The following is a 25,734-nucleotide window of genomic DNA, read 5'->3' as shown; positions in this document are numbered from 1 at the left end:
TTTACCATCCTCTCCAAGCCAAAGCAAATAATTAAACAACCTATTTGAGGCTAATCACCAAAAGCAATAATATTTAATTCCTTATATTTCTTTGATTAAAATCTGATATAACTAATCTTACAAGGAATATCTTTCAGAATAGAACTAAGAAGTGCGAATTCATCCATCACTTTACAATTTTCAACTCTATGAGATAAGGAAATAAAAACTTCATAAATAAGATGATTAAAATATAGTCTTCGATCAATTAAAGCCTCAGGAATTCCTGTCTCTTCAAATTCTCCATATCTCAAATATTTCTTATTTCTATCTTCATTGAAACTAGACAATCTTTTTATTAAACTTATTGAGCTTATCTAGGGCAAAAAAGAATATCTATGTTATCAAACTATACTATAGCCCATTCCTTACCTGTATCAGTTTTAAATTTACGCACTAATATTTCATAAGAAGTAACATTAGCCAAAAATTCTAAATTTAAATCTAAATCATAATCTTAAATATTTTGTAGGTTTTTTTTAAATTTTGATATATCTATATGAGAGGAGAACGTAAACTTTTATTTAATTTAGTTTTTTAATTTTTTTATAAAAAATAATTTTATTTCGAATGAGAGATCTAATTTTAGTATTAAAAAAAATCTAATTGAGATTGAGAAATTTTAGGTAGCTCTTTATTAGTACTATCAAAATAAAAGGCAATTTTAAAATCATACAAAGCAACGAAACCTAAAGTTTCTACATCTGAATAAATATATACTCATAATTTTTTATGCGATATTTTATTTATATATTTTTAAGATTTCTTAGCAAGTTGAAGTTTATTTATTTTAATTTAATAATAAATTTCTACTCCTATAAATATATTATATTCAATCGTATTATTTCATTAGTTAATGCAAAATACTTATTGATTATTTTTTAATTAATCGTTTATCTATAAAAAAATACTTTTCTGAAATAAAACTAGTATTGAATTCCCATACAAAATTCATATCCAAATAAAACGAAATGATATCACTTTATTATTTTGGTACTGAGTATTGCGATTTAAATTTCTTTTCAAACCATAAATCCAAAAAAATAATGCAAATACATATTCGCTAGAAAGATATTAAATTATCTTTTTCATAGTCCAGACTTTCACTCATGGATTTTATGCGCTTCTTGTCGTATTACCTTCATTCCTCAAATTATTCTTGAAGATAAGTAATAATGGTTTTAAAAAAAATTTGGATAAATTATTCGGATTCCTAGAAGTAATTAAATTATGATCTTTAACTACAAATTGGTTTACATAATTACTTCCTGCATTGATGACGTCATCAATAATGACGTCATCTTTTAATTGTGTGATAACAAGTCAATTTCTTTCCTTTTACAATATAGATAGATATTAATATCCAATCAGCATGAAAAATTGTAGCGACCGTTTTTTCTAGTTTGAATATGGCACCTACTAAATTAATCATTCCAGAATTAATTCACATTTTATCTGGACAATAACTGCCAGGAATGATTAACATGTCCAAATTATTATCATCAATTAAGTTCTCATCAGCATCAGAAATGACAGGGTAGCCAAGTTTACTTTTATAAGTTTATTTAGCTTTGGATGCCACGATAGTAGCTTTTGTTTTTTCTTCTTTAATCCGGAACAGTAAGTACCAAAGTTTTATTGATAATTATCTTTAGAAAAGATAATGACTTCTTTTTTTAATACTCATTTCTGACTCCTCAAGAGCTAACATCCTCAGAACATCGTTTTGGCAGGGAAACAGGATCCAACACCTAAGACCTAAGACCTAAGGAGGCGCTTTCAACCAGAATTTAAATCAATCATAACAAAAGGTCTATAAAAGAAATAGTTCATACGATTAATAAATTAAGCTAGCTTATGGCTCGATCAAAAAAACTAATCAAGGAAAACGTTTTTACATAAATTTTTAAGATGAAACCAATGAATTAAAATATAAAAAAATAGATTATGGTACTTTTTATTTTACTAGAACTTTTTTATAAAATCTTTTAGAAATAAAAGATTTTCAGGAGAAATAGTATAGCATTCTTTAGAATACGTCAGAGAGCACCACTACAAAGTCATTCCTATATTTTCTTTTTTTGAAAGATATATTGAAAAATATAAAAAATATAGGGATCTTTTTAAAAAATAAATAGAATTGAGTCTATCTCATATACTGGTTATTTGCTATTATTATCGTGAAAATGACAGTGTCATTCGAACTCTATTATCTAGAAAAATATAATTAGAATGAATTTCTTCTTTAAAAAATTTTAAAAATTAATATCTGAACTTAATAATTTTTTAATCAATAAAAATTATTCTTTTGAATATAACCTCAAGAGGGTTTATTTTTTAGTAAAAAAAATAAACATTCACTTTCGGATGTTTATCATAAATCATTAATCAGGTGAATTAGTTATAACAGATTAAGAAATGTTTTTTAAGGTTGGATCTCTATAAATTCTTCAGATAAGAACAAATAAGGTGACGTTGATAAATTTTATAAAGAATTATTTTTGATTATTTTATCCATTAAAGGCAATTAAATAAAAACTAAGTTCTATAACTCTGCAATAAGGTAAAATAAATGGGGAACTTTTGAATCTAGGAGCTTTTATTGACTAAGCTATAAAAAATTTAAAAGAATTAAAAGAAGTGTTATTGACACGATAGTCATTGATTCATGTACTAAAACGGTTTAGGAAGTTAAGTAGCGAAGATATAAAAATTTTTCAGTGTAATTTTTCTGAAATAAGTCATTTATTTGAAATTATGAAATTCGATATTTGAAATTTTGAAAGATTTGCATTAAGTGAAGAAGAAAGAAATTGGAGTTCAGTTAAGGTTATTAGAAACTCAAAGAGCACGAATATAAATTATCCTTTCTTAAAAAAATGTGGGCTCGTTATTTTAGATATTTTTTATGCTTTAAGCATTATTACTAGTTTATTAATGCTATGAGGAATTTTAACTAAAACATTTTCAGGGCCTATTATTTTGACCATTCTAGTCACTGAAATAACAGGTACTTATATGTCTGAACTGGGTTTATTTGTTGTTAAAATATCTCGTTCTTTATTAGGTTCGACATTTCATTTAATTTTTTATCCCTTTATCAATTTGTATTATTCTTAGTCTTTATTACATTCTCTTCGGGCTTTAAGATAGAGCAAGAGCTATCGAACTTAATCTTATCTATGTTAAATATTAATTTTAGAGAAAAAATAAGAAATTTGAATAATGAAGTTATTGAATTTTTTTTAGAGGAATTGATCGCGAAGTCAGAAACGCTATATCTTAATGGAGTTGATAAATTAATTACGCGCCGTCACCGTGATAAATGAGATAAAGGACGATTGATATTACAGAATTTAGCTCAAATTTTAGAGGTAACTAATGATTTTATAGCTGAAATAGGTTATTTAATGCGTCATTGAGGGAAGAGAAAATACACTTTATCTGAAACCATTAATTTGAATTGCAGCGAGGTCTTTAAGAAAACGTGGACTGCTACAATTCGTTTCTTTAAAGCAGAAGGAAAGCCTTTTTAGAAAAGTTATGAATTTAGAGAAGATTTTTAGGGTTGAACTGGGGTGACTTTGTCTCAAATAAAATGCGGTAGTTGTTGAACCACCTGTTTAAGTGGAGTGAAGACATTAATCATATTTTTTAGATAAGGAAGATAACGAGGTTCCCAGATATTTTGTTTCACGAGAACTTTTTCGGAATCCTCACTGGAAACTACTGTTATACCTTCTTTAATATCAGTTTTTGCTACTGCAATAACTACATGATAAGAGGCTTCTTGTGCTTGAGGAATGCTTGGCAGTAAACGATAAGTAGTTTCGTCTACATACCAATTTTCAGTAACGCGTTTAGCTTTAATAGCAATAACACAAAGACCAATTGCTGGAAAAGCTAAATAATTATTACATTGATTTATGAGAAATTTCTTATTTTCAAAAATAATATCTTCAAAAGGACTGCCGGTTGCAATTAATGCTTTTCCCTTAGTCCACTGGAAGAGATCAATGGGTTCTGCTTAGCATTTTTTGGTTGGATTGGATAAATGAAAGATGATAGGGTTTGGCCACATATTTTAACATCGTTTTCACGATAGTCTGATTAAATGCATGCCCATGTGTGGAGGTGCCAATTAAAATTGTTGGTTTTATATTTTCCATTAGGTCCAGTAGTGAAATTTGGTGAGGATCTTCAATTTTCGAATTTTTAATTTCATCCTTCGTTCGCAAATAAGGTTGTTGTACCGGTGTTACGTCTTCACTAAGCTCCGTTAATAATCCAGTCCGATCTACTAACCAAAAAAAAGTTTTCTTGCTTCAGCTTCAGAGAGACCATTTTGAGACACAGCGCGGAATATGGTATCCGTAATTCCTATTCCAGCAGTACTACCACCATAAATCACTATTCGTTGTTCGCCCGGGGTAGAATGAGTGATCTTTAAGGCAGCTAAAATAGCTCCCAAAGTTACGGCACCTGTCCCTTGAATATCGTCGTTAAAGCTGTACATGACGTCGCGATATTTAATCAAATTGCGATAAGCGTTAGTGCGCTCGAAAAATGCTCCCAATGTAAAAATACGTGAGGAAATTTTTCTTGAAGGGCTTGAATAAATTTGTCGATAAATTCAGCGTATTGGTCTCCTGTTAAGCGTTTATGACGCCAACCTATAAATAAATAGGATTATTTAATAATTCTTCGTTGTTAGTACCTGCATCAAGTAGAATTGGTAAAGTTCGTAATAGGTTGATGCCACCAATAGCGGTATATACGATGAGCTTTGCTACAGGAATTGCCATAGCACCTACACCCCTTAATCTCCGATGCCAAGTATGCCTTCGCCATCGCTAGCAATAATAAGGTCAATGAGGGGGATTAGATAGATCGATTATCTAAAATTTCAGGAATGTTCTTACGATCGATCTTCGTAGGAAATGTAAAGATCACGTGGATACATAAATTTTTTATTAAATGCGCGCACGGTATTTCCTACAATAGGAGTATAAATAGTCGGTAGCATTTCTTGTAAGTGATCTTTAATCAAACGATAGAACAAAACTTGATTAGTCTTGATTAGTATTTAATAGCTAATTTAATTAATTATTACGATTAATTTAAATATCGAAGGATTTATATTGCAAGTAAGCCCGGACCACCTGATCATCAAGACTTTCCACCCTATTGGGTAATTTCCCTCTTAAGTTAAAAATTCGCTGTTCTTCTCTACTAAATGCAGTTCCTTTATTTAATTGGGAGATAGTTAATAGCTTTACCTGAAATGTTAGTTTCGATATAAGGCTCGCCATTTTCGTCGGATTTGAAGAGAAAATATAGCATAGTAGCTATTATACTTTAATAAATTAATTCCATTTAAAATTTCGGATTTTTTTTGCAAGCGATGCAGCGAAGCCAGTATAATTGTTAGGAGTGAGTGATTTTAAATATTCTTTGGCTTCCTGGGGAATAGGTAACTTTTCAACAAAGTCTTTCAATTGATTTTCATTAATCGATTTACCCCGAGTCAGTTCTTTTAATTGCTCATAAGCGTCTGATACGCTGTATCGACGCATGACCGTTTGTAGTGCTTCAGCTAGTACTTCCCAATGAGAATTAAGGTCTTTCTTGATTCGATTTTTGTTGGCGCTTATTTTTGTTAGGCCTTTAAATAATGACTCATAGGCGACAAGCGAGTAGCCAAATACAGATCCTAAATTTCGCAAAACCGTGGAATCTGTTAAATCCCTTTGCCAGCGTGATATCGGGAGTTTATTTGCCATATGATCGGCTAACGCATTAGCGAGCCCTAAATTGCCTTCGGCATTTTCAAAATCAATAGGATTTACTTTATGGGGCATTGTTGAAGAGCCTACTTCATTTTTTACGGCTTTCTGATAAAAATAGCCCAGACTGATATAGCCCCATATATCTCGGCAACAATCGATTAAAATATTGTTAAGACGAATTAGTGATTGTAAGAGCTCACTTAACCGATCATGAGGCTCAATTTGGGTGGTATACTCATTGGCTTCTAACCCGAGCGATTCGACAAAGCGTTTTGCAAAACCAGGCCAGTCAAAATTAGGATATGCCGCTTGATGAGCGTTAAAATTGCCAACGGCACCATTTATCTTGGCTAATAATTTTAGGTTTGAAAAATGCTGATATTGGGAGTGAACACGGGCTACTATATTTGCTAATTCTTTGCCTAAAGTTGTTGGTGTAGCGGGTTGGCCATGAGTGCGACTCAGTAGGGGAAGGTTTGCGTAGTCTGATGTCATAGCCTGCAAACGCAGTCCAATTTTTTTAAAGATGGGAACCAAAACTTTCTCGCGAGCTTCATTAATCATAAGAGAATAAGAAAGATTATTGATATCTTCGGAAGTACAACCAAAATGAATGAATTGGATCAAATCCATGAATCGTTTTTCTTTTTTTAGCTCTTGTTGTAAATAATATTCGACTGCTTTGACGTCGTGATTGGTAGTTTTTTCGATTTCTTTAATCGTTTCCGCAGCTTGTAGATCAAAATTTTTCGAAATCGCTTCTAATTTTTTATAATCTGGTGTAGTTAATTTTGGAATTTCGGTAAGGAAGCGTTCACGAGATAAAAAAAGTAGCCATTGTAATTCAATTAAAATGCGGTATCGAATGAGACCATGCTCGCTGAGAATTGGTCGTAAGTTATTCAATTTTTTATGATATCGGCCATCCAGAGGTGATAAGGCTGTGAGAGGCGTTAATTTCATAATTATAAAATCATACACAAGAGATTCTTTAAAATCACCATCGCGATTTTCGCCCTCGATGAGGAGTGATTTTAAATCGACAAAGAATAGTTCGTGAAAAAAGGGGCTTTCTTGGGAGCTTAGGAAATAGTGAGCAGCCTTGGATAATTGAGATTGCAGTTGGAGTTTGTTTTAGGGTAGTATTTGTCCGCAATGGCGCGCAAATAATAGAAAGGGGCATCGGGATGATGAAATTTATTAATGATGAAATTTATTGATTTAAATCAACAATATCGTCTAATAAAAAGCACTGTCGATAAGAATATCCAGGCCATCTTAGATCATGGACAATATATCATGGGTCCAGAAGTGGAGGAATTAGAACATCGCCTGGCTGAATGGGTAGGCGTTCGTCATTGTATTACCCTTTCTAATGGAACAATGGCTTTATTGGTTGCTTTATTGGCATTGGGGATCGGTCCAGGTGACGAAGTGATCACTTCGTCATTTAGCTTTTTTGCCAGCGCAGAAACTATTGTTTTTTTAGGAGCTAAGCTTGTTTTTGTCGATATTGATCCTCGTACGTACAACATAGAGCCTTCGCAAATCGAGCTTGCGATTACTGAGCGAACGAAAGCAATTGTGCCTGTTAGTTTGTATGGTCAGTGCGCTAATATGACAGCAATTAATGCCATTGCTCATCGTTATGGCCTTCCCATTATTGAAGATGGCGCCCAAAGTTTAGGAGCTACCCATTGGGGGCATCAATCTTGTGGCCTTACGACTATAGGCTGCACGAGTTTCTTTCCTTCTAAACCCTTGGGATGCTATGGTGATGGCGGTGCTTGTTTTACAAATGATGATATTTTAGCTGAAAAGATGTGCTTAATTCGTAATCACGGCCAACAAACACGTTATCGTCATATTCAAATTGGTTTAAATGTACGCTTTGATACCTTACAGGCGGCTATTTTATTGGCAAAATTAGAAGTCTTCCCCCAAGAGTTAAAACGCCGCCAACAAGTAGCGAAATGGTATTCCCAAAAATTGGGCGATCATCTTGTTACACCTCATATTGAGGCTGGGAATATTAGTGCTTTTGCACAATACACTGTTCGAGTGGAACGACGACAAGAAGTTCGATCTGTCTTGAATAATGCAGGTATTCCCACAGCCGTTCATTATCCACAACCATTACATAAGCAACCGGCCATTCGGAATTATCTGCAAGATGATTACAATTATCCTGAAGCCGAAATTGCGAGCCAGCAAGTTTTAAGTTTGCCATTCCACCCTTATTTAACTGAAGAAGTGGTTGACTCGATTTGTGAAGAACTCTTGAACATGGTGACTGTTAGCTAAATATTCTAACTTCCTAGAGTATCTTGATATTTTTTTCGCAGTCGGATACATTGCTCAGGAATTGAGCGCTGATCGATTTTTTTAGTAGAGAGAGTGTCCACGATACTTAATTCAAGTGACAAATTTGCAGGAAATTAATTTCCATTTGCAGGAGCAAATAAATGAATTCACTAAAGGTTGTAGTTGTGGGAGCAGGCTACTGGGGGGAAAATTTAGTTCGAAATTTTGCGAAATTAGCGGTATTAGGCGGTATTTGTGAATCTAATCAAACTCTGGCAAGACAACTTGCAGTCCAATATGGAACCGCGTTCCTTTCTTGGAAAGAAGTTTTAGATAGTCCAGAATATCACGCTGTTGCAATTGCAGCTCCGGCTGTCCATCATGCGAAATTGACAAGAGAAGCTTTAGAGGCCGGAAAGGATGTATTCGTTGAAAAACCTTTGGCGCTAAAAATAGAAGATGCAGAAAAAAATTATCAAATTGCCTTAAAAAACAATCGGATTTTGATGGTAGGCCATTTACTACAATATCATTTCGCTTTTATTACATTAAAATCTCTGGTTTATGAGGGGAAATTGGGAAGATTACAATATCTTTACTCCAATCGTTTAAATTTAGGAAAAATCCGCCGGGAAGAGGATATTTTGTGGAGCTTCGCGCCCCATGATATCTCAATGATTTTAAGCTTAGTAAATGAAGAGCCCATTCTGGTAAAAACAATAGGAGGATATTTTCTCCATAAATCTATTGCTGATGTTACTACGACACATCTGGAATTTTCCAGTGGTGTCCAAGCGCAAGTTTTTGTTTCATGGTTACATCCTTATAAAGAACAAAAATTAATTGTGATTGGTTCTAAGGGAATGGCTGTTTTTGATGATACCAAGCTTTGGAAGGAAAAATTAATTCACTATCCTCATCAAATTAACTGGGAAAATGGGATGCCGTTGCCGGATAAATCTGAAGCTAATTATATTCCTTTGCCAGAAGGTGAGCCATTAAAACAAGAATGTTCTCACTTTATAGAATGCGTGGTTACACGTAGCCAGGCAATTACGGATGCTCGAGAAGGTTTGCGTGTATTGAAGGTTTTAAATCAGGCTACAAACTCGCTTAAGTTGCATTATTCTCTCTCTTCCCAGTTCCCTAGTGCAGAACCAGAAAATCGTAACGACAACACCTTTATTCATCAATCTGCGTTTGTGGATAAGGGAGTGAAATTAGGCCGCGGTACAAAAATATGGCACTTTTCTCACATCTTAGGAGGGTGTCAAATAGGAGAAAATTGTATTATTGGACAGAATGTTATGATCGGGCCGGACGTTATCATTGGTAATCGTTGTAAAATACAAAACAATGTTAGCCTCTATAAAGGAATTACATTGGCAGATGGAGTTTTTTGTGGCCCTTCTTGCGTATTTACGAATGTAAATAATCCACGTGCTGAAATTGAAAGAAAAAATGAATTTAAAGAAACCCGAGTAGAGCAAGGAGTAATGATAGGTGCCAATGCCACCATTGTTTGTGGGGTCCAATTGGGAGCTTATTCGTTTATTGGAGCAGGAGCGGTGGTTACTAAAGATATTAAACCGCATGCGTTAGTGGTGGGGAATCCCGCTAAACAAATTGGATGGATGAGTCATGCCGGTGAGCGGCTAGGGTATGATTTAGTATGTCCACGAGAAGGTAGACGTTACTATGTAACAGAAAATAATTTTCTAAAAGAGGAAGCCAATGAAGCGCTTGAGGTTAGTGGTGGAACCGTTTAAATGTGTGGAATAAGTGGAATTTGTAATTTAAATCATTTCCCTAATACGAATATAAAATTCCATCTTGAGGTAATGAGTAACTTGTTATCGCATCGAGGTCCCGATGATGTTGGAAGTTGGTGCGATAGCCAACATAGTATTGGTTTAGCCCATAGAAGGTTAAGCATTATAGACCTTAGTGCCTCGGCACATCAGCCCATGATTGCAAGAAATGGGAATGTTATTGTTTTTAATGGTGAAATTTACAACTATATCGAATTGAGAGAAAAACTTTCTCATAATTGGACATTTTTAACCTATTCAGATACGGAAGTAATTTTAGCTGCTTATGAATGTTACGGCGACGGATTTTTAAAGCATCTGCGTGGAATGTTTGCTTTTGCAATATGGGATGAAAAGCGCCAAGAACTTATTTGTGCTCGAGACCGATTTGGTATTAAGCCTTTTTATTATACTATTGTAGATAACATTTTTTATTTTGCTTCTGAGACTAAGGCTTTACTTCCTTTTTTATCTGAATTAAACATAAATGTGAATGCCTTTAGTGAATATTTAACTTTCCAATATACTCTTGGCTCAGATACTTTATTTGAAAATATTAAACAATTGATGCCCGGAGAGTATTTGCTGGTTTCTGGAAAAGAAATCAAATGTAGAAAATATTGGGATGTGTTTTACCAAATTGATTATAATCATATATCCCCCTATTTTGAAAGGCGCTTGCAGGAGCTTTTGTCTGAAAGTATTAATTTGCATTTACGAAGCGATGTTCCCGTGGGTACTTATTTGAGTGGTGGTATTGATTCTAGTCTTGTTACACTTCAAGCTAACGCGCAGCAAGGGGAATTTTCTGGACTTTTTCATGGTCGATTTACAGATTATAAAGGTTATGATGAAAGTTATTATGCTCAAATAGTGGCGGATTCTATTGGCCAGCCATTGCATATTGTTGATATTAAATATACAGATTTCATTGAAAATTTAACTAAGATCATTTATCACATGGATTTTCCTGTGGCTGGTCCGGGTTCTTTCCCGCAATTTATGGTAGCGAAAAAGGCTGCTCAGCACGTTAAAACTTTATTGGGAGGACAGGGAGCTGACGAAATTTTTGGAGGTTATGCGCGCTATTTGATTGCTTATTTCGAACAATGTATCAAAGCCTCTATTGAGGGGACTTCGCATTCGGGTCACTTCGTTGTTACAGCCGAATCTATTATTCCTAACTTGCAAGTCTTGCAAGAATATAAACCACTAATTAGTGAATTTTGGTGTAAAGGTTTATTTGAAGATCTTGATCAGCGCTACTTTCGTCTAATTGATCGATCGACAGATATGCAAAACGAAATTATATGGGATGAGTTAGATAAAGAAGCAGTCAATTTAAAGTTTATGGAAATATTTAATGACAGTTCTCGAGTCGGGAAAAAAGCCTATTTTGATAAAATGACTCGCTTCGATTTCAAATTTTTGCTTCCCGCCTTGCTCCATATTGAAGATAGAATGAGTATGGCTCATAGCCTTGAATCACGTGTTCCCTTTCTTGATCATCCGCTTGTTGAGTTTGTTGCAACCATTCCTGCAGATATAAAATTTCCTGGAGGGAGAATGAAACATCTACTGAAAAATACGTATAAAAATATCTTGCCGGAAATATTGCTTAATCGGCGTGACAAAATGGGATTCCCAGTGCCATTGAAAGAGTGGTTTTCAAATGAGCTTAAAGGATTTTTATTAGATACTTTTAGTACAATAAAAGTAAAAAATAGGCCTTTCTTTAATTATAAAAATGTATGGGATACTATACAGAATCAACAACGCCAGTTTTCTCGTAAACTTTGGGGATTATTAAGTTTGGAGATGTGGTATCAAATCTTTTTCGATAGACATACAGAATATAAGAAAATGCTAAATAACAAGAGTATTTTTACACAAGAGCAGAAATAAAATAAATTTTCTATAGTGGGAGGATAATTATGAAAAAAATATTTGTAACGGGTGGTGCTGGTTTTATTGGCTCACATTTAATAGACCGTCTTTTAGCACGTGGTGATCAAGTGGTGACAATTGATAATTATGCGACTGGACGACGAGATAACCTTAAGCCGCATCCCAATTTAAAATTAATCGAGGATATTATCTCCAATGCAACATTGGTCCATTCCTTAATAAAAGAATTTAAACCTAACGTGATAGTTCATGCAGCAGCGTCCTATAAAGATCCCAATGATTGGAAAGAAGATGCACTTACGAACGTTGTAGGAACGGCAAATGTAGTTCAAGCTGCGCAAGTTGAAGGAGTGGACCGATTCATTTATTTTCAGACTGCATTGTGTTATGGCCTTAAACCTTTGGAGCAGCCAATTACTTTAAGTCACCCTATTCTACCAGGCGGCTCCAGCTATGCTATTAGTAAAACTGCCGGAGAGGAATATGTGCATCTTTCTGGGCTCAATTATGTGACTTTTCGATTGGCTAACGCTTATGGACCTCGAAATATTAGTGGTCCACTACCAACATTTTATAAAAGGCTTACTTCCAATCAGTCTTGTTTTGTTATGGATACACGACGTGATTTTGTTTATATCGATGATATGGTGGATTGCATCCTGCTCGCTATTGATGGACAGGGACGAGGAACCTATCATTTGTCATCTGGTTCTGATTACACAATCAAAGAATTATTTGATGCTGTTTTATTTGTCTTGGATATTAAAATGGATGTAGAAGTTAGAGAAAGAGAGTCGGATGATGTGTTTTCTATTTTTTTAGATCCTTCACGTACCAAAAAAGACTTTAATTGGAATGTTAAAACACCATTGAATGAAGGAGTTCTGAAAACAATTCAATACTATAAGGAATATGATATTGAGGAAACTTACACTCATTTAAAACAAGCAAAAGAAAGTGGAAAGGTTTAACCATGAAAAATAGTAAGGTCTTAGTGGTTGACGGAGCCGGGTTTGTGGGGAGTAATCTTTGTAAACGCTTGCTTAAAGGGGGCGGTCGAAATTGTAATTTTAGATAATTTCTTGTCGGCAGATATAGTTAATGTACCGAATGTGGATAAAATTCACTTGATTGATGGTTCTTGTTCTGATGACAGAATCTTAGCTCGTTTGGATAAAAAATTTGATTATATTTTTCATCTAGCTAGTTATCATGGCAATCAATCAAGTATAGCTGATACTATTGAAGACCATAGAAATAATACTTTGACAACATTTAAGCTTTATGAGCACTTTAGCTTTATGAGCACTTTAAATCTCGTGAAATTAAAAAATTTGTTTATGCCTCTGCAGGTTGCACAGTGGCTGAAAAAACTTTTGATGAAGCAGAAGCTACTAAAGAAGATAAACCAGTTTCTCTATTTTTGGATAGTCCCTATCAAATTTCCAAAATTATTGGAGAATTTTGTGGTAATTACTATTGGATGCGACACAAGCTTTCCTTCGTAAAAGCACGGTTTCAAAACGTTTATGAGCCTGAAGAAATTTTAGGAGCTGGGAAATGGCGTGGAACTCCAGATACCGCCTGGCGTAATGTAGTTCCGACTTTTATTTGGAAGTCCATTCATGAAGAACCGCTACCTGTCGAAAACGGTGGCATAACTTCACGTGATTTTATCTACGTAGAGGATATTGTGGATGGCTTGATCGCCATCGCCTGTGCTTTGAAGGGAAAAACGGGGGAAGTGTACAATTTAGCTTCAGGAAAAGAACAAAAAATTAGAGAATTGGCTGAGACCATTATATACTTACTGGGAATCCTACACCCATTCAATTTGAATCTGCTCGAAATTGGGACCGTTCGGGGTGTCGTTATCGAGATATAGTTAAAGCAGAGAAGGAAATAGGTTTCAAATCAAAGGTCAGCTTGGAGAAAGGGTTACAAGAGACCATTAAATGGGCTATTCAAAATAGAGAAACCATCAGACGGTATATTCTGAAACACCGCTTCTATTTGCCAGAACTTGCTTGTTATCAATCCAACATAGAGGAGAGGGTAGTCTAGTTTGATTGTGGAATATTGATGGTGAAGAACAAAAAAAGAAAAATATTAACTGTAGTCGGCGCTAGACCTCAATTCATCAAGGCTGCAGTGGTAAATTATCATTTCTGTACAGCTCCAAATTTGAATGAAATTCTGATTCATACCGGTCAACATTTTGATGATAATATGTCAGAAGTTTTCTTTAGAGATTTAAATATACCTTTACCTCAACATCAGCTTAATATAAATAATAAATCTCATGCTGAGATGACGGGTCACATGTTAATTGCTTTAGAAAAGATAATGTTGCAAGAAGAGCCAAATATAGTTTTAGTGTATGGCGACACAAATTCTACTCTAGCTGGAGCCTTAGCAGCATCTAAATTAAACATCCCTATTGCGCATGTCGAAGCCGGATTACGCTCCTTTAATAAATCCATGCCTGAAGAAATTAATCGCGTTCTTGTCGATCAAGTCAGTGCTATTTATTTTTGCCCAACTTTTCGAGCCGTCGAAAATCTTAAAAACGAAAATATTATGATTAATGTACATCACGTAGGAGATGTGATGTATGATATGGTACAACATTTTAAAAATAAACTGAATTCAAAGCAATTCCTTAATGCGTATAATCTTAGTTTTGGAAAATATATATTTTTAACTATCCATCGGGAAGCCAATGTAATTGAAGTAAGCCAATTGCGGGATCTTTTGCATTATGTTTATGATTATGCAAAACACTTCAAACATAAGATATTATTTCCCGTTCATCCGAGAACGAAGAAACGGATAGATACTGATTTGTGCCAAAAAATGAATGATAGCCTAATTATGGTTGACCCTTTGGGTTATTTTGAAACGCAAGTAGCCATCATGAATGCGCAATCTGTTTTTACAGATTCTGGGGGGGTACAAAAGGAAGCCTATTTCCACCGTGTGCCTTGTGTTACCTTACGTGATGAAACGGAATGGGTAGAAACAATTGAAAGGGGTTGGAATCGTCTTTGGAAAGTTCCTCAATATATCCAACCTCGACAGGAAATTTATGAGTATGGAGATGGTAATGCAGCTTTTAATATTGTGAACATGATAAACGACTATTTAAATTAGATAATTATGAAGATTGCGTTAGTACATGTTAAGTTTACTTATGCTTCAAAGCTTTCCTACCTTGATGACTGGTTAGACGCCTTCATTTCGCGCCCCGAGTTGGAAGTAGATTTAATTAATATTGCTACAGAAGACAGTGTTCTTGTCAGACAAATTCAGGATAAGATAGAGAAAGTTCCTTATATTATTGTCCATCATTCCGTTTTTGGCGATTCACTTCAATATATTCAACGGTATGTGCAAGCATTTAAATATCGACGAGGAAAAATGCTTTGCTTTGTAGGTAACGAAGTTAACTTACCTATTCTGGGTATGAAACCCAAGTTAACCCTACTTAAACAAATAAAACCTCAAATTATTGCAACCCAATTGTTACAAGCTGCGGGTGAATGGCTCTATGCTGACTGTACTTCTACAGTTCTTTCAATACCTCATGCACTAAATCCCAAAGTTTTTTCTGCTAAAAAAACTTATGAGAAAAGATTGGTTGACGTGGGTACACGTTCTCATCGTTATTCCCCCCATCTCGGAGATGATGAGCGTAACCGACTTCTCGAGTATTTTGCTAATACAGTTCCAAATAAATTCCATTTGCGATGCAATGTGGATACTAGTACTCGGTTTAATAGAGAGGGGTGGGCCGCTTTTTTAAATCAATGTAAAGCAACTATAGCAACTGAAGTGGGAAGTTTTTATTTGCAAAAGGACGACGCTTTAGTAGATGAAATCAACTATTTTTTCTTAAAAAACAGTAAAAAGCCAATTCTTGAGGAAAGATCTTTCTTAAGAGCGATGGCAAGAGGACTTTTGCCAAAATTTATAAAAAATAAAATTAAGCAATATCTTATTATTCCTGAGGATTTAGAAAAGAACGCAGATTTTAAAGTTATTTATCATCAGATTATTAAAAAGCACCTACCTTGCCCCGAATATTCGAAGACAATATCTTCTCGACATTTTGATGCTATTGGTACAAAAACTTTACAGATCCTTACCCCTGGACGTTATGCTGACATACTAAAGCCTTATGAGCATTATTTTCCCCTTACGAAAAATTTTTCTAATATAGAAGAGATTATCGATTCACTTAAAGATAAAGCGATATACACAAGAGTAACCGAAGCTGCTTACGAGCATGTCATCAGTAATCATACCTATCAGCATAGGATCGATCAGGTTATAGAAGCTTTGGGATAAAGAGAAGGAGAAAGCTATGTTCTGATTATATCAGAAACTATTTTATCCTTCATGAAGGATATATAAAAATATTGGGAGATGAATAAAAACCAATTCAATTTTCAGTTTGATTTTTAATTTCTTCTATTTTAAAACTAATAATTCATTCCTAATATTTATTGGTGTTATAATACTGGCCTTAAAGGCTGTAATGACCTGTTTAAATGATTTTTGTCAGGCAGAATTTGCTCAAAATTTAAATACCTGGATTTCTGGATTTTGTATTAAAAGTTATATTTTAATGCCTTACCAAAGAGCAATTGAACTGAACATGTCTAAGTTATCGAAACATATATTAAATGGATGTTACCTACACTATAAATGTCGTGATCTATATGTTGTCAATTGCGACAGATGTTATGGGGGAAATTTCTTTGGGTTATTTAATTTTGTGGATAGATTTCAAATTGGTTTTATTTTCTGTTACGACATTAGCTACCTTGCTCCTTTTTAACAATAGCAGGAACGAAAAAAATTAAAACTATCAGAAAGGAAAATGAATATTTTGTAATGCGATTATATAATGTGGTTTCTGATGCTTTTCAAGGGTTGAAAGATAAAAATAAATAACGTAGAAAATTATTTTATTGAAAAATTTCTATTTTGGCCGAAAAAATGCTAAAAATTTACTAAACTACAATGTCATTTCAAACTTACCGTCAGTGCTTATAAATTCGATAGGTTTTGCAATGCTCTTAATTATTCTTATTTACTTGTTGTTTTCTCACGGAAATTTAGTTGCTATTTTACCGATAATCGGGGTTATCGCTATTTCTATTCAAAGAATGTTACCAGCCGTAGCACGGATATCCTTGGCATTAGGAAATGTGAGGCAATACGAGGCAATACCATGCTAATGTTTTAGTCTTTCGAAAAGCTGTAGATAAGTTGGCAGAATATCATAATCTTTTGGAAATGAGACAAAATGCACAACGCAATATTAAATTTGAACGAGAGTTAAGATTAGAGAATGTTACTTACCTTACCAATATCCGCAGGCAAAAAAAGAAACGTTAAAAGATATTATGCTGTGACAATCCCTAAAAATACTTTTTTAGGGATTGTAGGCCCCTCTGGAGCAGTAAAAAGTACGTTGCTGGGTATTATCCTTGGACTTTTGCCCGTTAAAAGTGCTTCTATTTACTGCGACGATGTGGATATTACACCAAGCATAGCCATATGGATTTATCACATTTGCTGCGATATGTACCTTAACATACTCACCTTATAGTAGAAGGAACATTATTGGAAAATATGGCTATAGGCATAGAAGAAAACCATATCGATCATCAAGCCGTAGAACGGGCAATTAAGATAGCACAATTGCAAACTTTAGTGAGTGAGGTGTCCGATGGACTCAACACCCAGATAGATTAAAAAGGTTTAAAATTATCAGGAGGTCAACGCCAATGGGTTGGAATTGCCAGAGCCTTATATCATGACCTTGACATTAGATTCAGTAACAGAAAGTTAATTTAATGAAGCTCTACCGTCTTTAATGGGCAAAAAGACCTTAATGATCATCGCTCATAGACATAGTTCCATTTTGTTTTGTGATAATTTAGCAGTACTCCACAAAGGGAAAGTGGTTTCAGAAGGGAGTTATGGTGAACTTATGATTACTTCTGAAATGTATAGGACCTTATAATATAGGTTGGAAATAAATTAATGACCAAATTAAAGTTTGATATAGGTGTAATCATTCCGGATTTAGGAGGAGGAGGAACTCAGCGTGTTCTTCTGAATTTGGTGAGAGAATGGTTACGACACAATAAGAAAATCTGTGTAATTACTTTTTCTATCGAAAACACAGATTTTTTTAAATTACCAGAAACTGTTTCTCGAAAATGTATTGATTTTATTAAAGAATCTGAGGGATTTTGGGATGCCATCAGGAATACCTTTAAAAGGGTAAAAGCATTGAGGTCGTTAATCCGCGAGAACTGTCCCTCCTGTATTCTAAGCTTTCTTAGCACGACCAATATTTTGACGCTTTTAGCTACTCGAGGTATGAATATTCCTGTGATTATTTCAGAGCGAAGCGACTTAGCAAAAGAATATCTGAATATACGATGGAGTTTGCTCCGTTATTTGTTATATCGCCAGGCCACCGTTGTTACGGCGAATAGTTATGACGCTATTAGATTTTTAGAAAAATTTGTTAAGAGTAAAAAATTAAAATATGTTCCCAATCCCGTTCATATTGAAAAAACGCTGTGCCTACTAAAGTATAATTTTCCTGTGGTTCTGGCTGTAGGGCGCTTAGGTTATGAAAAGGGTCATGATATTTTGTTACGTGCGTTTGCTAAATTTATTTGCCGTTATCCAATGTGGCGACTTGTCATTGTAGGTGACGGTAAGTTGCGCAAAGATTTGCAAAAACTTGCGTTCAGTTTGGATCTGGCAAGCTCTGTTATCTGGTGTGGAATGAGAGCCAATGTTTTTGATTATTATCATGCCGCTACGATTTTCGTTATGCCCTCTCGTTATGAAGGCACTCCGAATGCCTTATTGGAAGCTATGGGGTTGGGATTGCCAGTTGTGGTGAGCAACGCATCTTCAGGATTATTGGAATTTGTTAAAAACGAAGAAACTGGGTTAGTGGTACCTACAGAGGATGTAGAGGCCCTTTGTTCTGCTTTGATCTATCTCGCAGAAAATGAATCCTTGAGACAGCGTTTAGGTAGGACGGCCCGTCAACGAATTGAGATCGCAAATCAATCAGCTTATCATGTGTGGGATAGTGTGATTGATGAGGCTTCCCGGTTGGCGCCTTGTTTTTAATAATTTTTCCGCTTCATGAATTAGGCACTTCCTATGAAAATTTGAGGAAAGCCTTCTGGATTTTTAGGGCATCCGATTTACCTTTATCTGATGAAGTCTATGCCAGAATTATTCTTTTGAAGACTATAGGTCGATTAGCAATGGCAATGAATAAAAAAAAATTAATTCTTATTGCGATCCCCTCTTTAGATGTTGGGGGGGCTGAAAAACATCTGCTTCGAATCTTACCCTTATTAAAACAACGAGGTTACAATGTGGCTTTGTACGTCACTAACCATCGGGGGATTATGTATGAGAAAATGATTGCTGCAGAGGTTCCTGTCATTGTGCCGCCTTTCTGCGAATTCTTAAACAAGCTAGGTAAAATTGGAAAGCCTTTCATATATTCTGTTTCGATGCTTAAGCTATGCTTAGTTATTTTTAAATATCGACCTTCAATTCTCCATTTTTTCTTGCCGGGTACCTATGTGTTAGGAACCGTTAGTGGGTTAATGATGCGTGCGCCCTGCATGGTGATGAGTCGGCGTATTACTAATGAATATCACAAAATGCATCCTATTATTGCACAAATAGAACCATTCTTGCATAAACGAATGAGAGCAATATTGGCAACATCGTTACGAGTGCGAGATGACCTTTTAAAAGAGGGGGTTTCTTCGAATAAATTGGGATTAATTTACAATGGTGTAAATCTAGATAATTATCAAATTTCCTATAATAAAACTGCTATCAAACGCTCTCTCTGTTTAGCCGAAGATGATTTTATTATCATAAATGTAGCAAATTTGTATAAAAGAAAAGGCCAAGAGGATCTTTTACACGCATTAAATTTAATTAAAGAAAAATTGCCCAAAAAATGGAAATTATTATGTATAGGAAGAAATGGGGGGGAAAGAAAAGCGTTGGAGGATTTGCGTGATCGCTTAAATTTAAAAAACCATGTTATATTTCTAGGTCAGCGACACGATGTTTCTCAATTATTGGCCATTGCTGATGTGGGGGTTTTAAGTTCCCATGAAGAGGGGTTCTCGAACGCTTTACTGGAATGTATGGTCAGCAGTCTGCCTATGGTAGTGACAGACGTGGGAGGTAATGCAGAGGCTGTGATTCATCACCAATCGGGATTAGTAGTCCCACCTAAGGAGCCACAACAGTTGGCTGGAGCATTATTAACATTAATAACGGACGAAGAAAAACGAAAAGAGTACGGACGAGCAGCTAGGGAACGGATTGTGAATTATTTCAGTTTACAGACTTGCGTGGATCGTTATGATCGGTTTTACCAAGCGTTATTACAAGCGGATTGTCACCGGGCTATGGAAGCTGTCGCAATAGAAGAGATGAAATGATATGTGTGGAATTGTAGGTTTTTGGGACTTTCGCCAATCTCGTCGAAAAGAGCAATATCTTGAAATCGTCACTACGATGACGAACCAGGTTTTATCGCGGGGTCCAGATTCGGCAGGGGTCTGGTGTGATGAAACCACAGGTTTAGTTTTTGGTCATCGGCGTTTAGCCATTGTTGATCTTTCTTCGGCAGGGCATCAACCCATGATCTCTCAATCGGGAAATTCTGCCATCATTTATAATGGAGAAATTTATAACGCGCCTTCAATTCGCTCTGAATTGGAAAAATTAGGTGTTTTTTGTCGAAGTTCCACGGATACTGAAGTTCTTTTGGAAGCTTGCGAGCACTGGGGTCCTGAAGCTGCTGTCAAAAGAATGAACGGGATGTTTGCTTTTGCCTATTGGGATAGGCGCCAACAAAAACTTTATCTCGTTCGTGATCGTTTAGGAATTAAGCCTTTATTTTGGGGATTAAAGAATAATATTTTTTATTTTGCCTCTCAGTTGAAAGCGCTAATTGTTCATTCGGATTGGCAAGGGAGCATCGATCGTCAGGCATTAACGTCTTATTTTCGATTTAATTATATTCCGGCTCCATTATCTATTTATCAAGGGATTTATAAATTAGAACCGGGTCATATCCTTATCATTGATGCTAACCAACATTTAAGTGAAAAACAATTTTGGTCGTTGGAAGCTGTCTGTCAGAATCGTGTTCTTGCATCCTTCAATGAATTTGAAGCTCTCGAAAAAATGGATTATTTATTACTCGATGCTGTCAAATGTCGGATGTATGCGGATGTTCCTTTAGGAGCTTTTTTATCCGGTGGAATTGATAGTTCTACCGTAGTATCTTTGATGCAAGCACAGAGCACAAAACCTGTAAAAACATTTTCAATTGGCTTCCATGAGTCCTCATATAATGAAGCTACTTATGCAAAAGCTGTTGCTCAGCATTTAAAAACCGAGCATCACGAATTATATTTGCACGTTGATGAAGCGGCAAAATTAATTCCCCAAATTCCTGAATGGTATGATGAACCTTTTGCAGATTCCTCTCAAATTTCGACGTACTTAGTTTCTCGATTAGCAAGAGAATATGTGACTGTCAGCTTGTCGGGGGACGGAGGAGATGAGCTGTTTGCGGGCTATAATCGCTATATTTTAGCGGAAAAACTATGGTCGCGCCTAGCTAGTCTTCCTTCTCCCTTCAAGAAATCAGCGAGTAAATTAATCAGCTCTTTTAATCCCGCGACATGGGATAAGATTGCTAAAATTATTCCTAGACGTTGGCGACCGTTACGGGTAGGTGATAAAGCGCATAAACTTGTTGGTCTTTTAATGCAGTCGTCTGATGATTTTTATAAGAACCTCGTAAGCCTTTGGGAAAGGCCAGCGGAACTAGTAGTGGGTGGATCAGAAATTTTATTGTGGCCGCGGACTATTAATCCTTTAAATTTTGTTGAACAAATGCAATATGTCGATTCGGTCACCTACCTGCCCGATGATATTTTAACAAAAGTCGATAGAGCCAGTATGGCTGTTAGTTTAGAAGCAAGGGTTCCTTTGCTCGATTATCGATTAGTGGAATTTGTGTGGACATTGCCTTTGAAATTTAAATTGCGAAATGGAGAAACTAAATGGCTCTTGCGTCGAATATTAGAAAAATATGTTCCTGCACCACTTTTTGAGCGTCCTAAAATGGGGTTTGGTGTTCCTATTGATTATTGGTTGCGAGGGCAATTGAGAGAATGGGCAGAAGATCTTCTTTCCGTTAGCAAATTACAGGAAGATAATTTATTAAATTCTCAATTAATTCGCCGGCGTTGGGAAGAGCATTTATCAGGGAAAAGGAATTGGGAATATCCACTATGGGGTGTTCTTATGTTTCAACTATGGCGAGAGCGGAATTGAAAAAAAAATTATTAATAGTAGTTAGCAGTGCAAAATTCTTTATTTCTCATCGCCTAAGTTTAGCTCAAGCCGCAAAAGCAGCAGGCTACGATGTCCATGTCGCAACTCCAGATTATAACGAGCAAATTAGCGAGGTAGGTTTGGTGCATCACACAATTATACTTGATCGCGGGAGTTTAAATCCTGCCAAAGACGTGGGTGCTTTTTTTTCTTTATTACGATTATACCAGAAATTAAAGCCCGACATTGTTCATCATGTCACAGTTAAACCTATTTTATATGGAGGGATTGCTGCTCGATTAGCTCGAATTCCGGTAGAGGTAAATGCTTTCACAGGGCTTGGATTTATATTTATTGCTCAATCGCGTTTTATGAGATTAATTCATAAAATGATGCAAAAAGGCTATCAGTTGGCTTTTGGTCACCGAAATATGCGAGTTATTTTTCAAAATAAAAATGACCAGGAATATTTTATCCAGGCCAATATTTTAAAAGAGAATAAAACTATTTTGATTCCAGGGTCAGGCGTATGTATGAAGACCTTTTATCCTATTGATGAGCCTGCTGGGCTGGTACGGGTGGTGTTTGCTTCACGGTTGCTTTGGGATAAAGGAGTGGGTGAGTTTGTTGATGCTGCTCGATTACTTAAAAAACGCAAAGTAAACGCTCAATTTGTTTTAGTGGGCGCTATTGATGCAGCTAATCCTACTGCTATTTCTGATGTCCAATTGGAACAGTGGGAAAAGGAAGGACTTATTGAATGGTGGGGCGAACGAACCGATATGCCACAGATTATGCGCGAAGCGCACATCATATGTTTACCTTCTTATCGGGAAGGTTTGTCCCGTGTGCTTATAGAGGCGTCTGCGAGTGGACGTGCCATTGTCACAACAGATGTTCCTGGTTGTCGAGACCTCGTGCACGATGGTGAAAACGGTTTATTAGTGCCCATGAAAGATAGCGAAGAATTGGCTCTAGCCATTGAAACCTTAATTCAAAATCCATCGCTTCGAAAACAAATGGGTTTTAAAGGGCGGGCAATGGTGGAAAAGGAACACGAATTGAAACGAATTATTCAACATACTTTGAATTTATACGAAGAACTTAGTGAACAGCAATGCCATAAAATTCTAAATACCAATCAATAAAATTTTTGATCCCTTCCAGTAAAGGGGTTTTCGGTCGGTAGGAGAAATCATTTTCGAGAAGAGAAATATCGGCATAGGTCTGGGGAACATCACCGGGCTGAATGGGTAGAAAATTTTTAATGGCTTTTTTGTTAAGAACTTTTTCCAAAACTGCGATGAAATCTAATAAAGGAATCGGATTATTGCTACCAATATTATAAATTCGATAAGGAGCTTTGCTCCTTGCAGGGTTACCTGTCCATGTGAGATCCGGTTTGGGCTCCCGATTTAAAGTAAAAAGAATACCTTCGATAATATCATCAATATAGGTAAAATCCCGCAGCATATTTCCTTGGTTATAAACATCGATTGGTTCATCAGCTAATAGGCGACGGGTAAATTTGAATAAGGCCATATCTGGACGCCCCCAAGGACCATAGACCGTAAAAAAACGAAGCCCTGTACAAGGAAGATGAAATAAATGAGCATAACTGTGGGCCATTAATTCATTGGCTTTTTTTGATGCCGCATACAAAGCAATGGGGTGATCCACATTATCACTTTCTGAAAAAGGGTATTTTTGATTTGCACCATATACGGAACTGGAAGAAGCAAAGACAAGATGTTTAACGGATTGATAACGGCATCCTTCCAAAATGTGTCCAAAACCTACTAAATTAGCATCGACATAAGCATAAGGGTTTGTAATGGAGTAACGAACGCCTGCTTGAGCAGCGAGATGGACCACACGATCAAAGGCTTGCTGTTGAAATAAATCGGATATGCCCGGACGGTTCGCAAGATCTAATTTAACGAAATTAAAGTGAGGGAAGTTTTTTAATTGAGTTAAACGGGCTTCTTTTAATTTAACATCGTAATAGGAGTTTAGATTATCCAGTCCGGTAACAGTCTCACCTTGTTCCAATAAGCGCTTGGTTAAATGAAAGCCAATGAAGCCTGCGCAACCGGTGACGAGTATTTGCACCTAAAGCTTCCACAAAGTAATGCCATTCCCTTTGCATTCTTTGAAGTTGAGCAATCCTTTAACATCAACAATAAGTGAATGATGTGCCAGTTTGGCATGATACGCTTCCAGGCTAAAGCGTCGAAATTGATCGTGGGCCACAGCAACGATAATAGAATCAACGTTCGAAATATCTTCCCATGGTTTCAATTCGATATCGTAAAGTCTTTTAGCTTCTTGAGGATCAGCGATGGGATCGTGAACTATACATTTAACGCCATAATCCGATAGCTCATGGATAATATCAACTACCTTTGAATTTCGAAGGTCAGGGCAGTTTTCTTTGAAAGTGAGGCCCAAGATAGCGACTGTAGCGTCTTTAATAGTGTAGCCAGCGTGAATCATTTGTTTAATAGTCTGTTTCGCCACATATTTCCCCATGTTATCGTTAATGCGCCGACCAGCCAAGATAACTTCAGGCTGATAACCGTAACGTTGTGCTTGGTAGGTGAGGTAATAAGGGTCGACGCCAATACAATGTCCCCCCACCAATCCTGGTCTGAAGGGTAAAAAGTTCCACTTCGTTTGAGCGGCAGCCAACACTTCTTGGGTATCTATGTTCATCCGTTGAAATATAATTGCTAGCTCGTTCATTAAAGCTATATTCAAATCGCGTTGGGTATTTTCAATTATTTTAGCGGCCTCGGCCGTTCGAATATTAGGAGCTCGGTAAATGCCTGCTGTTACCACACTTCCATAGACGTGGGCAACGATATCCAGTGTTTGCGGATCAGAACCTGAAACTACTTTAGTAATTGTTTCAAAACGATGTGTTTTATCACTGGGATTGATTCGCTCAGGGGAATAGCCGAGAGTGAAATCCGTACCGAATTTTAATCCTGAAACAGCTTCGAGTACGGGTGCACAATCGTCTTCGGTAGCGCCAGGATAAACGGTTGATTCAAAAACCACAATATCGCCCCGTTTCAAATACTGACCGATGGTTTTCGATGCATTTAAGAGCAAACTTAAATCAGGATGATTTGAGCGATTAATAGGAGTAGGTACAGCAACAATATAAAAATCCGTCTTGGCGAGATCATCAGGATTATCAGTAAAATGCAATTGACAGTCGCGTAATTGTTGTGAATCTACCTCGTCACATGCATCATAACCTTGTTTAAGAGCGTGAATGCGGGCAGAATTCTTGTCGTAAGCAATAACATGCTGTGTACGGCCGAAAGCTACAGCGATGGGAAGACCCACATATCCAAGGCCAATGACGGAAATTTTCCTTATGATCTCACTCATGTTCTCGGATTCTATCGCAAGTTCTTAGGAAACAGCAATTCATTTTT

22 protein-coding genes and 4 pseudogenes are annotated in these 25,734 nt (G+C 36.0%); 15 read left to right on the top strand and 11 right to left on the bottom strand.

Annotation, left to right across the window (positions count from 1 at the left end; translation table 11 throughout):
- Window positions 1-1,155 precede the first annotated feature (1,155 nt).
- From CleRt_RS13440 to purB, 9 genes and pseudogenes are all read right to left on the bottom strand, one after another.
- The gene (locus CleRt_RS13440) at window positions 1,156-1,317 is read right to left on the bottom strand and encodes a hypothetical protein (protein ID WP_306686854.1); all 162 of its coding nucleotides are present in this window, start codon (window positions 1,315-1,317) and stop codon (window positions 1,156-1,158) included.
- Window positions 1,318-1,336: 19 nt separating this feature from the next.
- Window positions 1,337-1,471, bottom strand: coding sequence for a DJ-1/PfpI family protein (locus CleRt_RS13435; protein WP_306686636.1), 135 nt, complete (start codon window positions 1,469-1,471; stop codon window positions 1,337-1,339).
- 2,379 nt (window positions 1,472-3,850) lie between these two features.
- Window positions 3,851-4,021 (bottom strand): annotated as a pseudogene (locus tag CleRt_RS13430) (malic enzyme-like NAD(P)-binding protein); the annotation flags it as partial.
- Window positions 4,022-4,052: 31 nt separating this feature from the next.
- Window positions 4,053-4,292: pseudogene (locus CleRt_RS13425) on the bottom strand (malic enzyme-like NAD(P)-binding protein); the annotation flags it as partial.
- Window positions 4,293-4,339: 47 nt separating this feature from the next.
- Window positions 4,340-4,615, bottom strand: a complete 276-nt coding sequence (locus tag CleRt_RS12120) for a malic enzyme-like NAD(P)-binding protein (protein WP_235379251.1) — start codon at window positions 4,613-4,615, stop codon at window positions 4,340-4,342.
- Window positions 4,573-4,668, bottom strand: coding sequence for a hypothetical protein (locus CleRt_RS13420; protein ID WP_306686851.1), 96 nt, complete (start codon window positions 4,666-4,668; stop codon window positions 4,573-4,575). The genes CleRt_RS12120 and CleRt_RS13420 overlap by 43 nt, the downstream gene beginning before the upstream one ends.
- A 44-nt stretch (window positions 4,669-4,712) precedes the next feature.
- The gene (locus CleRt_RS13415) at window positions 4,713-4,844 is read right to left on the bottom strand and encodes a hypothetical protein (protein ID WP_306686633.1); all 132 of its coding nucleotides are present in this window, start codon (window positions 4,842-4,844) and stop codon (window positions 4,713-4,715) included.
- A 113-nt stretch (window positions 4,845-4,957) separates the two neighbouring features.
- On the bottom strand, window positions 4,958-5,065 hold the full coding sequence (locus tag CleRt_RS13410) for a hypothetical protein (RefSeq protein ID WP_306686850.1): 108 nt from the start codon (window positions 5,063-5,065) through the stop codon (window positions 4,958-4,960).
- A 340-nt stretch (window positions 5,066-5,405) separates the two neighbouring features.
- Window positions 5,406-6,791 carry an adenylosuccinate lyase gene (gene purB, locus CleRt_RS05530; RefSeq protein WP_048875384.1) on the bottom strand — a complete coding sequence of 462 codons (1,386 nt, stop codon included), beginning with the start codon at window positions 6,789-6,791 and terminating at the stop codon, window positions 5,406-5,408.
- Window positions 6,792-7,034: 243 nt separating this feature from the next.
- On the opposite strand from purB, the gene CleRt_RS05520 reads away from it, so the two are divergent.
- From CleRt_RS05520 to CleRt_RS05470, 15 genes and pseudogenes are all read left to right on the top strand, one after another.
- Window positions 7,035-8,132, top strand: coding sequence for a DegT/DnrJ/EryC1/StrS family aminotransferase (locus CleRt_RS05520; RefSeq protein ID WP_048875382.1), 1,098 nt, complete (start codon window positions 7,035-7,037; stop codon window positions 8,130-8,132).
- Between the two features lie 161 nt (window positions 8,133-8,293).
- Window positions 8,294-9,901 carry a Gfo/Idh/MocA family oxidoreductase gene (locus CleRt_RS05515; protein WP_048875381.1) on the top strand — a complete coding sequence of 536 codons (1,608 nt, stop codon included), beginning with the start codon at window positions 8,294-8,296 and terminating at the stop codon, window positions 9,899-9,901.
- Window positions 9,902-11,848, top strand: a complete 1,947-nt coding sequence (asnB, locus tag CleRt_RS05510; protein WP_048875380.1) for an asparagine synthase (glutamine-hydrolyzing) — start codon at window positions 9,902-9,904, stop codon at window positions 11,846-11,848.
- A gap of 29 nt (window positions 11,849-11,877) precedes the next feature.
- Complete coding sequence (locus CleRt_RS05505) at window positions 11,878-12,822, top strand: NAD-dependent epimerase/dehydratase family protein (RefSeq protein ID WP_048875379.1); 945 nt, start codon at window positions 11,878-11,880, stop codon at window positions 12,820-12,822.
- Between the two features lie 27 nt (window positions 12,823-12,849).
- A pseudogene (locus CleRt_RS14165) lies at window positions 12,850-13,131 on the top strand (hypothetical protein); the annotation flags it as partial.
- 41 nt (window positions 13,132-13,172) lie between these two features.
- A pseudogene (locus CleRt_RS10730) lies at window positions 13,173-13,736 on the top strand (NAD-dependent epimerase/dehydratase family protein); the annotation flags it as partial.
- Window positions 13,737-13,933: 197 nt separating this feature from the next.
- Complete coding sequence (wecB, locus tag CleRt_RS05495) at window positions 13,934-15,004, top strand: non-hydrolyzing UDP-N-acetylglucosamine 2-epimerase (RefSeq protein WP_048875378.1); 1,071 nt, start codon at window positions 13,934-13,936, stop codon at window positions 15,002-15,004.
- A gap of 6 nt (window positions 15,005-15,010) precedes the next feature.
- Window positions 15,011-16,201: a glycosyltransferase family protein gene (locus tag CleRt_RS05490; RefSeq protein WP_048875377.1), complete on the top strand. Its 1,191-nt coding sequence runs from the start codon at window positions 15,011-15,013 to the stop codon at window positions 16,199-16,201.
- A gap of 338 nt (window positions 16,202-16,539) precedes the next feature.
- Entirely contained in the window at window positions 16,540-16,719 is a 180-nt protein-coding gene (locus tag CleRt_RS12110; protein ID WP_157870862.1) for a hypothetical protein, read from the top strand.
- Window positions 16,720-17,210: 491 nt separating this feature from the next.
- Window positions 17,211-17,471, top strand: a complete 261-nt coding sequence (locus tag CleRt_RS12105) for an ATP-binding cassette domain-containing protein (protein WP_157870861.1) — start codon at window positions 17,211-17,213, stop codon at window positions 17,469-17,471.
- A 14-nt stretch (window positions 17,472-17,485) separates the two neighbouring features.
- A complete protein-coding gene (locus CleRt_RS13405) occupies window positions 17,486-17,617 on the top strand; it encodes an ABC transporter ATP-binding protein (protein WP_162198822.1) in 132 nt (43 codons plus the stop codon).
- A 291-nt stretch (window positions 17,618-17,908) separates the two neighbouring features.
- On the top strand, window positions 17,909-19,024 hold the full coding sequence (locus CleRt_RS05485; RefSeq protein WP_048875376.1) for a glycosyltransferase: 1,116 nt from the start codon (window positions 17,909-17,911) through the stop codon (window positions 19,022-19,024).
- Entirely contained in the window at window positions 19,015-20,373 is a 1,359-nt protein-coding gene (locus tag CleRt_RS05480; protein ID WP_053097898.1) for a glycosyltransferase family 4 protein, read from the top strand. Before CleRt_RS05485 ends, CleRt_RS05480 begins: the two co-directional genes overlap by 10 nt.
- A gap of 1 nt (window position 20,374) precedes the next feature.
- Complete coding sequence (gene asnB / locus CleRt_RS05475) at window positions 20,375-22,285, top strand: asparagine synthase (glutamine-hydrolyzing) (RefSeq protein WP_048875375.1); 1,911 nt, start codon at window positions 20,375-20,377, stop codon at window positions 22,283-22,285.
- Window positions 22,267-23,433 (top strand): glycosyltransferase family 4 protein, encoded by a 1,167-nt coding sequence (locus CleRt_RS05470; protein ID WP_235378894.1) that lies wholly within the window; start codon window positions 22,267-22,269, stop codon window positions 23,431-23,433. Before asnB (CleRt_RS05475) ends, CleRt_RS05470 begins: the two co-directional genes overlap by 19 nt.
- Here CleRt_RS05470 and CleRt_RS05465 read toward each other — a convergent pair.
- Both CleRt_RS05465 and CleRt_RS05460 read right to left on the bottom strand, forming a co-directional pair.
- Complete coding sequence (locus CleRt_RS05465) at window positions 23,390-24,397, bottom strand: NAD-dependent epimerase (RefSeq protein ID WP_048875374.1); 1,008 nt, start codon at window positions 24,395-24,397, stop codon at window positions 23,390-23,392. The two genes, CleRt_RS05470 and CleRt_RS05465, sit on opposite strands and share 44 nt — an antisense overlap.
- Window positions 24,398-25,687 carry a nucleotide sugar dehydrogenase gene (locus CleRt_RS05460; protein ID WP_048875373.1) on the bottom strand — a complete coding sequence of 430 codons (1,290 nt, stop codon included), beginning with the start codon at window positions 25,685-25,687 and terminating at the stop codon, window positions 24,398-24,400.
- Window positions 25,688-25,734 lie beyond the last annotated feature (47 nt).

This window comes from Candidatus Coxiella mudrowiae (assembly GCA_001077715.1).
Taxonomy (GTDB): domain Bacteria; phylum Pseudomonadota; class Gammaproteobacteria; order Coxiellales; family Coxiellaceae; genus Coxiella; species Coxiella mudrowiae.
This window is presented reverse-complemented; position numbering and strand designations above follow the sequence as displayed.

Bases quoted from the DNA above. Each gene is read 5' to 3' on its own strand.
- CleRt_RS13435 (WP_306686636.1), bottom strand. From the start codon at position 1,471: ATGATTAATTTAGTAGGTGCCATATTCAAACTAGAAAAAACGGTCGCT.
- asnB (WP_048875380.1), top strand. From the start codon at position 9,902: ATGTGTGGAATAAGTGGAATTTGTAATTTAAATCATTTCCCTAATACG.
- CleRt_RS05490 (WP_048875377.1), top strand. From the start codon at position 15,011: ATGAAGATTGCGTTAGTACATGTTAAGTTTACTTATGCTTCAAAGCTT.
- CleRt_RS05505 (WP_048875379.1), top strand. From the start codon at position 11,878: ATGAAAAAAATATTTGTAACGGGTGGTGCTGGTTTTATTGGCTCACAT.
- wecB (WP_048875378.1), top strand. From the start codon at position 13,934: ATGGTGAAGAACAAAAAAAGAAAAATATTAACTGTAGTCGGCGCTAGA.
- CleRt_RS05520 (WP_048875382.1), top strand. From the start codon at position 7,035: ATGAAATTTATTGATTTAAATCAACAATATCGTCTAATAAAAAGCACT.
- CleRt_RS05515 (WP_048875381.1), top strand. From the start codon at position 8,294: ATGAATTCACTAAAGGTTGTAGTTGTGGGAGCAGGCTACTGGGGGGAA.
- asnB (WP_048875375.1), top strand. From the start codon at position 20,375: ATGTGTGGAATTGTAGGTTTTTGGGACTTTCGCCAATCTCGTCGAAAA.
- CleRt_RS13415 (WP_306686633.1), bottom strand. From the start codon at position 4,844: ATGGCAATTCCTGTAGCAAAGCTCATCGTATATACCGCTATTGGTGGC.
- CleRt_RS12110 (WP_157870862.1), top strand. From the start codon at position 16,540: ATGGATGTTACCTACACTATAAATGTCGTGATCTATATGTTGTCAATT.
- purB (WP_048875384.1), bottom strand. From the start codon at position 6,791: ATGAAATTAACGCCTCTCACAGCCTTATCACCTCTGGATGGCCGATAT.
- CleRt_RS13410 (WP_306686850.1), bottom strand. From the start codon at position 5,065: ATGCTACCGACTATTTATACTCCTATTGTAGGAAATACCGTGCGCGCA.
- CleRt_RS05485 (WP_048875376.1), top strand. From the start codon at position 17,909: ATGACCAAATTAAAGTTTGATATAGGTGTAATCATTCCGGATTTAGGA.
- CleRt_RS05460 (WP_048875373.1), bottom strand. From the start codon at position 25,687: ATGAGTGAGATCATAAGGAAAATTTCCGTCATTGGCCTTGGATATGTG.
- CleRt_RS05470 (WP_235378894.1), top strand. From the start codon at position 22,267: ATGGCGAGAGCGGAATTGAAAAAAAAATTATTAATAGTAGTTAGCAGT.
- CleRt_RS12105 (WP_157870861.1), top strand. From the start codon at position 17,211: ATGTTACTTACCTTACCAATATCCGCAGGCAAAAAAAGAAACGTTAAA.